Source organism: Streptomyces sp. NPDC002690 (genome assembly GCF_053592415.1).
The window spans coordinates 19,683-27,682 of record NZ_JBSFVR010000062.1; the positions used below are offsets into that span (position 1 = coordinate 19,683).

General features: G+C 68.7%; 5 protein-coding genes. All 5 read right to left on the minus strand.

Translation table 11 applies throughout. The features are described from left to right. Positions 1-78: 78 nt before the first annotated feature. The gene (gene gyrA, locus ACWD3D_RS11365) at positions 79-2,706 is read right to left on the minus strand and encodes a DNA gyrase subunit A (protein WP_451460654.1); all 2,628 of its coding nucleotides are present in this window, start codon (positions 2,704-2,706) and stop codon (positions 79-81) included. A 46-nt stretch (positions 2,707-2,752) separates the two neighbouring features. Next, complete coding sequence (gene gyrB, locus ACWD3D_RS11370; RefSeq protein WP_387368190.1) at positions 2,753-4,822, minus strand: DNA topoisomerase (ATP-hydrolyzing) subunit B; 2,070 nt, start codon at positions 4,820-4,822, stop codon at positions 2,753-2,755. Between the two features lie 462 nt (positions 4,823-5,284). Continuing rightward, positions 5,285-5,848, minus strand: a complete 564-nt coding sequence (locus tag ACWD3D_RS11375; RefSeq protein ID WP_451460655.1) for a DUF721 domain-containing protein — start codon at positions 5,846-5,848, stop codon at positions 5,285-5,287. Further along, positions 5,845-6,969 (minus strand): DNA replication/repair protein RecF, encoded by a 1,125-nt coding sequence (gene recF, locus ACWD3D_RS11380; protein ID WP_451460656.1) that lies wholly within the window; start codon positions 6,967-6,969, stop codon positions 5,845-5,847. The genes ACWD3D_RS11375 and recF overlap by 4 nt, the downstream gene beginning before the upstream one ends. Before the next feature lie 38 nt (positions 6,970-7,007). Continuing rightward, the gene (gnd, locus tag ACWD3D_RS11385; RefSeq protein WP_328720567.1) at positions 7,008-7,886 is read right to left on the minus strand and encodes a phosphogluconate dehydrogenase (NAD(+)-dependent, decarboxylating); all 879 of its coding nucleotides are present in this window, start codon (positions 7,884-7,886) and stop codon (positions 7,008-7,010) included. Positions 7,887-8,000 lie beyond the last annotated feature (114 nt).

Below are 8,000 nucleotides of genomic sequence, written 5' to 3' on the forward strand. Positions count from 1 at the left end.
GTCCGTGGCAGGGCCACGGGCACCGTTCGCTCCGTCTCCAGAAGCGGCCGAATCGGCGCCCGTGGCTCCACTCACGCTCTACTCCTCGTGCTCCCCGGTCGAGGGCTCCGTGCCCTCGACAGTGCCCTCGGCCTGAACTTCGGCCGATGCCTCGTCCGAACCGTCCTCGGCCTCGGAGGTCCCGTCGACCTCTTCCGCCTCACGGCCGGCCTCGGCGTTGCGCGCGATGCCGACGACGGCATCCCGCTTGCCAAGATTGATCAGTTGGACGCCCATGGTGTCACGGCCCGTCTCCCTGACTTCATTGACTCGCGTGCGAATCACACCACCGCCGAGGGTGATGGCGAGGATCTCGTCCGTCTCCTCCACCACCAGGGCCCCGACGAGCGACCCGCGGTCCTCGACGATCTTGGCGGCCTTGATGCCGAGGCCGCCACGACCCTGGACGCGGTACTCGTCGACGGGGGTGCGCTTCGCGTACCCGCCGTCGGTCGCGGTGAAGACGAACGTACCGGGCCGGACCACGTTCATCGAGAGCAGCTCGTCGCCTTCGCGGAAGCTCATCCCCTTGACGCCCGAGGTGGCGCGGCCCATCGGGCGCAGCGCGTCGTCCGTCGCGGTGAACCTGATCGACTGGGCCTTCCTGCTGATGAGCAGCAGGTCGTCCTCGGCCGACACCAGCTCGGCGCCGATCAGCTCGTCGTCGCTGCCGTCCGCGGTCTCCCGCAGGTTGATCGCGATGACACCGCCGGAACGGGGCGAGTCGTAGTCCTTGAGCGCCGTCTTCTTCACCAGGCCGCCCTTGGTGGCCAGGATCAGGTAGGGCGCGGCCTCGTAGTCGCGGATCGCGAGGATCTGGGCGATCCGCTCGTCCGGCTGGAAGGCCAGCAGGTTCGCCACGTGCTGACCGCGCGCGTCCCGGCCGGCGTCCGGGAGCTCGTACGCCTTCGCGCGGTAGACCCGGCCCTTGTTCGTGAAGAACAGCAGCCAGTGGTGGGTCGTCGACACGAAGAAGTGGTCGACGATGTCGTCTTCCTTGAGCTTCGTGCCGCGCACGCCCTTGCCGCCGCGCTTCTGCGAGCGGTAGTCGTCCGTCTTGGTGCGCTTCACGTAGCCGCCACGCGAGATCGTGACGACGATGTCCTCCTCCTGGATCAGGTCCTCGATGGACATGTCCCCGTCGAAGGGCACCAGCTTGGAGCGCCGGTCGTCGCCGAACTTCTCGACGATCGCGGCCAGTTCCTCGCTGACGATCTGGCGCTGCCGCTCGGGCGAGGCCAGGATCGCGTTGTACTCGTTGATCTTCGCCTGGAGCTCGTCGTGCTCGGCGGTGATCTTCTGGTGCTCCAGCGCGGCCAGCCGGCGCAGCTGCATCTCCAGGATCGCGTTCGCCTGGAGCTCGTCGATCTCCAGGAGGCCCATCAGGCCCTCGCGCGCGACCTCCACGGTCTGGCTGCGCCGGATGAGGGCGATGACCTCGTCGATGGCGTCCAGGGCCTTCAGGAGGCCACGCAGGATGTGCGCCCGCTCCTCCGCCTTGCGCAGCCGGAACTTCGTCCGCCGGACGATGACCTCGATCTGGTGCGTCACCCAGTGACGGATGAACGCGTCGATCGAGAGGGTGCGCGGCACCCCGTCGACGAGCGCCAGCATGTTGGCGCCGAAGTTCGTCTGGAGGTCGGTGTGCTTGTAGAGGTTGTTCAGCACGACCTTGGCGACCGCGTCCCGCTTGAGCACGACGACCAGGCGCTGACCGGTGCGCGAGGAGGTCTCGTCGCGGACGTCCGCGATCCCGCCGATCTTGCCGTCCTTCACCAGGTCGGCGATCTTCTGCGCGAGGTTGTCCGGGTTGGTCTGGTACGGAAGCTCCGTGACGACCAGGCACTGCCGGTTCTGGATCTCCTCGACCGCGACGACCGCGCGCATCGTGATGGAGCCGCGACCGGTGCGGTACGCCTCCTCGATGCCCTTGCGGCCCACGACCAGGGCGCCCGTCGGGAAGTCCGGGCCCTTGATGCGTTCGAGCAGCGCGTCCAGGAGTTCCTCGTGCGAGGCCTCCGGGTGCTCCAGGTACCACTGGGCGCCGGCCGCGACCTCGCGGAGGTTGTGCGGCGGGATGTTGGTCGCCATGCCGACCGCGATGCCCGCCGAGCCGTTGATCAGCAGGTTCGGGAAGCGCGCCGGCAGAACCACCGGCTCCTGGTTGCGGCCGTCGTAGTTGTCCTTGAAATCGACGGTCTCCTCGTCGATGTCCCGGACCATCTCCATGGACAGCGGCATCATCTTGCACTCGGTGTACCGCATGGCCGCGGCCGGGTCGTTGCCCGGGGAACCGAAGTTGCCGTTGGAGTCCACCAGCGGCATGCGCATCGACCAGTGCTGCGCGAGGCGCACCAGGGCGTCGTAGATCGAGGAGTCGCCGTGCGGGTGGTACGTACCCATGACGTCACCGACGACGCGGGCGCACTTGTAGAAGCCCTTCTCGGGGCGGTAACCGCCGTCGTACATCGCGTACAGCACCCGGCGGTGGACGGGCTTGAGGCCGTCCCGCACGTCGGGGAGCGCACGCGAGACGATGACGGACATCGCGTAGTCGAGGTAGGAGCGCTGCATCTCCGTCTCGAGCCCCACGGGCTCGACACGCATGCCCACACCGGCCGCGGCGGGCTGTTCTTCCGGTGTCACAGGGGTGTTCTCGTCGGCCATTGCTGGTCAAAGTCCTTTCGAGCGGCGGCTTGCTTGTACGGCCGACTCAGATGTCGAGGAAGCGGACGTCCTTGGCATTGCGCTGGATGAACGAGCGCCGTGCTTCGACGTCCTCACCCATCAGCACCGAGAAGAGGTCGTCGGCCTGCGCCGCGTCGTCGAGGGTGACCTGGCCGAGCACCCGGTGGTCGACGTCCATCGTGGTGACGCGCAGCTCCTCGGCGTTCATCTCGCCGAGGCCCTTGAAGCGCTGGATCGAGTCTTCCTTGATCCGCTTGCCGTTCTGCTTGCCGAGCGCCACCAGGGCGTCCCGCTCGCGGTCCGAGTACGCGTACTCGAAGTCGTCCCGGCCCCACTTGATCTTGTAAAGCGGCGGGCGCGAGAGGTAGACGTGACCGGCCTCGACCAGCGGGCGCATGAAGCGGAAGAGGAACGTCAGCAGCAGGGTGTTGATGTGCTGGCCGTCGACGTCGGCGTCCGCCATCAGGATGATCTTGTGATAGCGGAGCTTCTCGATGTCGAAGTCCTCGTGGACCCCGGTACCGAAGGCCGAGATCAGCGCCTGGACCTCGGTGTTCTGGAGGATCTTGTCGATCCGGGCCTTCTCGACGTTCAGGATCTTGCCGCGGATCGGCAGGATGGCCTGGTACATCGGGTTACGGCCCGACTTCGCCGAACCACCGGCGGAGTCACCCTCGACGATGAAGATCTCGCACTTCGTCGGGTCGTTCGACTGGCAGTCGCTGAGCTTGCCCGGCAGCGACGCGCTCTCCAGCAGACCCTTGCGGCGGGTCAGGTCGCGCGCCTTGCGGGCCGCCACACGGGCGGTCGAGGCGGCGATGCCCTTGCGGATGATGTCGGCCGCTTCGTTCGGGTTGCGGTCGAACCAGTCCGTGAGCTGCTCGTGGACGACCTTCTGCACGAAGGTCTTCGCCTCCGTGTTGCCCAGCTTGGTCTTCGTCTGACCCTCGAACTGCGGCTCGCCCAGCTTCACCGAGATGATCGCGGTGAGACCCTCGCGGACGTCCTCGCCCGTGAGGTTGTCGTCCTTCTCGCGGAGCAGCTTCTTGTCACGCGCGTACCGGTTGACCAGCGAGGTCAGCGCGGCGCGGAAGCCCTCTTCGTGGGTACCGCCCTCGTGCGTGTGGATCGTGTTCGCGAAGGAGTACACGCCCTCGGTGTACTGCGTGTTCCACTGCATGGCGATCTCGGCCGAGAGGAGTCGCTCCTTGTCCTCGGCCTCGATGTCGATCACCGACTGGTGGATCAGGTCGCCCTTGCGCGAGTTCAGGTACTTCACGAAGTCGACGATGCCGCCCTCGTAGTGGTACGTCACCGTCCGCGCCGGCGGTTCTTCGGTGGACGCGGTGACCTCGGCCTCGTCGGCACCCACGGTCGCCTTCGCCGACTCACGCTCGTCGGTGAGCTTGAGCGTGAGGCCCTTGTTGAGGAACGCCATCTCCTGGAAGCGGCGCGCGAGGGTCTCGAAGGAGTACTCGGTGGTGTCGAAGATGTCACCGTCGGCCCAGAAGGAGACCGAGGTGCCGGTCTCCTCGGTGGCCTCGTGCTTCGCCAGAGGTGCGGTCGGCACGCCCAGCTTGTAGTCCTGCGTCCAGCGGTAGCCGTCCGTCTTGACCTCGACGGCCACGCGGGTGGAGAGAGCGTTGACGACGGAGACGCCGACGCCGTGCAGACCGCCGGAGACGGCGTAACCGCCACCGCCGAACTTGCCGCCCGCGTGCAGGACGGTCAGCACGACCTCGACGGCCGGCTTCCCTTCGGACGGCACGATGCCGACGGGGATGCCTCGCCCGTTGTCGATCACGCGGACCCCGCCGTCAGGAAGGATCGTGACGTCGATCGTGTCGGCGTGCCCGGCGAGGGCCTCGTCGACGGAGTTGTCGACGACCTCCTGCACGAGGTGGTGGAGTCCACGCTCACCGGTCGAACCGATGTACATGCCAGGTCGCTTGCGGACCGCGTCCAGTCCTTCGAGGACGGTGATCGCGCTGGCGTCGTACGAGGCGGTGACCTCGCCGTGTTCGCCGGCTGTGGACGGGTTGTTCTCGTTGGGGTTGCCGGAATCGGCCACGAAGCGCCCTTTCTGGCACAGCACAGGCCGTTCTCCGGCAGGCGGGAGCGGCTGCGTCGTTCGGCTGGTAATCGACGACACCCGCTCAGTAGCGGGATTGTTCATCAGTCTACCGCTAGCGCCGACCCGAATGGGGGTTTGGCGGTACCTGAGTCCGCATGTGCCGCCCTGAACCAGCGGCTGACGACTCCCCATATTCAGGACGGGGCTCTGAGAGGCTCACACGGGCGTTGAGCGCTTCTGCCTGTCAACCTCCCGCTACGGTGAGGGACACCCGCTCGGCCCTCGGAGGTTTCAACCACCACACAACGGCACAAGCCGCAGGCCCAGGGGGTCGCCGGAGCCGGCCCGGCGGTACGGGACCCGGGCAGCGCGATGGGCCCGTCGGCGGTTCGCCGGGCCTGGCCCATTCACGTCGACGGGTCACGAAGGACCAGCTCACAGGGGGTTACCGGCGGAAGCGTCCGCCGGTGGGAAGGCGTGCGGTCAGCCGTACGTGTCACCGGGGCCGGTCGATCCGGGCGCGCGCAGCGGCCCGTACCGGCGCTGCGGGCCGCCGGGGCCAAGCACCTTGATCATGCGGACCGTGCCCTGCCCGAGATCGGCGTTGAGCCGCGCCACCAGCTGGGGCGCGAGAAGCCGCAGCTGCGTGGCCCAGGCGGTCGAGCTGCACTGGACGGTCAGCACCCGGGCCTCGGGTGCCTCGTCGTACTTCAGGGGCACGCAGTGTTTGGCCAGATCCTCGCCCACGATCTGCGGCCACCGGCCCATCACACCGCCCACCGCGGCGGGCGTCTCCCAGCCGCGTTCGGTGATCAGCCGGTTGATCGCGGAGCCGAGCGCCAGCGGGTCCCTGCCGTCCGACCGCGCGCCGGAGCGCAGTCCACCCCCGCGTCTGGCCTGTTTCCGCTGCTGGGCGGCGGCACCCCGCGCCGCGGCCTGCTCCTTCGCGGCCCGCAGCGCCACCCTGGCCAGGTCCACCCCGGACGGCTCGGGCGCCTTGCCGCCCTTGTCCGGGGCGGACTCGTCGCGGTCGCCGGAGGCGCTCACAGCCGGGTCACCTCGCCGCCGGCGACCTCGTACCGGGTGCCGGTGAGCACCCCCGGCACGTCGTCGTCGACCGCGGCCGTCACCAGCACCTGTTCGGCCGGGGCCACCAGCTCCGCAAGGCGTTCGCGGCGCCGCGCGTCCAGTTCGGCGAAGACATCGTCGAGCACCAGGACGGGTTCGTTGCCCTCGGCCCGCAACAGCTCGTAGGAGGCAAGTCGCAGCGCCAGCGCGTACGACCAGGATTCCCCGTGGCTCGCGTACCCCTTCGCGGGCATACCGCGCAGGCCCAGCAGCAGGTCGTCCCGGTGCGGCCCGACGAGGGTCACGCCCCGCTCGATCTCCTGCTTCCGCACGCCGGCGAGCGCGGCCAGCAGCTGTGCGCAGAGCTCCTCACGGGTCCGTGCCGGCTCCTCGGCCACCGAACCGCGGTACTCCAGCCCCACCGGCCCGCCGCCCGGGGCGACGTCGCCGTACGCCTTGTCGGTGAGCGGCTGGAGCACGGCGATCAGGTCCAGCCGGTGCGCCAGCAGCTCGGCGCCGACCTGGGCCAGATGCTGGTCCCAGACGTCGAGCGTGGACATGTCCATGGAACGCCCGCCGTGGCGACGGGCCATCGCGGCGGACTTCAGCAGGGTGTTGCGCTGCTTCAGCACCCGGTCGTAGTCGGAGCGGACCCCCGCCATCCGGGGGGAGCGGGCGGTGACCAGCTCGTCCAGGAAGCGGCGACGCTCACCGGGGTCGCCCTTGACCAGGGCGAGATCTTCCGGGGCGAACAGCACGGTTCGCAGGATGCCCACCACGTCCCGCGGTCTGACCTGCGAGGACCGGTTGATCCGGGCACGGTTGGCCCGTCCGGGGTTGAGCTCCAGCTCGATCAGCTGGGAGCGCTCGCCCTGGGTCACCGAGGCGCGTACGAAGGCGCGCTCGGCGCCCATGCGTACCAGCGGGGCGTCCGAGGAGACCCGGTGGCTGCCGAGGGTGGCGAGATAGCCGACCGCCTCGACGAGGTTGGTCTTGCCCTGGCCGTTGGCCCCCACGAACGCGGTGACGCCCGGGTCGAGAGGTACCTCGACCCGGGCGTACGAGCGGAAGTCGGCCAGCGAGAGATGCGTGACGTGCATGGTCGCGGGCCTTCCGTCCGTCCTGCTGTGCGTGCGTACTACTTCTTGTTCTCCACCGCGTGGCCACCGAACTGGTTGCGCAGCGCGGCGATCATCTTCATCTGCGGCGAGTCGTCCTGACGCGAGGCGAAGCGCGCGAAGAGCGACGCGGTGATCGCGGGCAGCGGCACCGAGTTGTCGATCGCGGCCTCCACCGTCCAGCGGCCCTCGCCGGAGTCGGCGGCGTAGCCGCGGAGGCTGTCGAGGTGCTCGTCGTCGTCCAGGGCGTTGACCGCGAGGTCGAGCAGCCAGGAGCGGATGACGGTGCCCTCCTGCCAGGAGCGGAAGACCTCGCGCACGTCGGTGACGGAGTCGACCTTCTCCAGGAGCTCCCAGCCCTCGGCGTAGGCCTGCATCATGGCGTACTCGATGCCGTTGTGGACCATCTTCGCGAAGTGGCCGGCACCGACCTTGCCCGCGTGGACGGAACCGAACTCGCCCTCCGGCTTGAGCGCGTCGAAGATGGGCTGCACCTTCTCGACGTCCTCGGGCTTGCCGCCGTACATCAGGGCGTAGCCGTTCTCCAGGCCCCAGACACCGCCGGAGACGCCGCAGTCGACGAAGCCGATGCCCTTGATGCCCAGCTCGACGGCGTGCTTCTCGTCGTCGGTCCAACGGCTGTTTCCGCCGTCGACGACGATGTCGCCGGGCTGGAGCAGCTCAGCCAGCTCGTCGATGGTGGACTGCGTGGCCGCGCCCGCCGGGACCATGACCCAGACGACACGCGGGCCCTTCAGCTTGCCCACAAGCTCTTCGAGGCTGTGGACATCGGCGACGTCCGGGTTCCGGTCGTAACCGATGACGGTGTGGCCTGCGCGGCGGATGCGCTCGCGCATGTTGCCGCCCATCTTGCCGAGGCCGACGAGACCGAGCTCCATCAGAGATTCCTTAAGCGTTGTGCCGATACGTTCCCAGCTCCGAGCCTACGCCCCCGGTTTCCAGGGTGAGGCAGATCTGGAAGAGGGGGTGTCGGGAGAGGGTGCGGGTGGGGT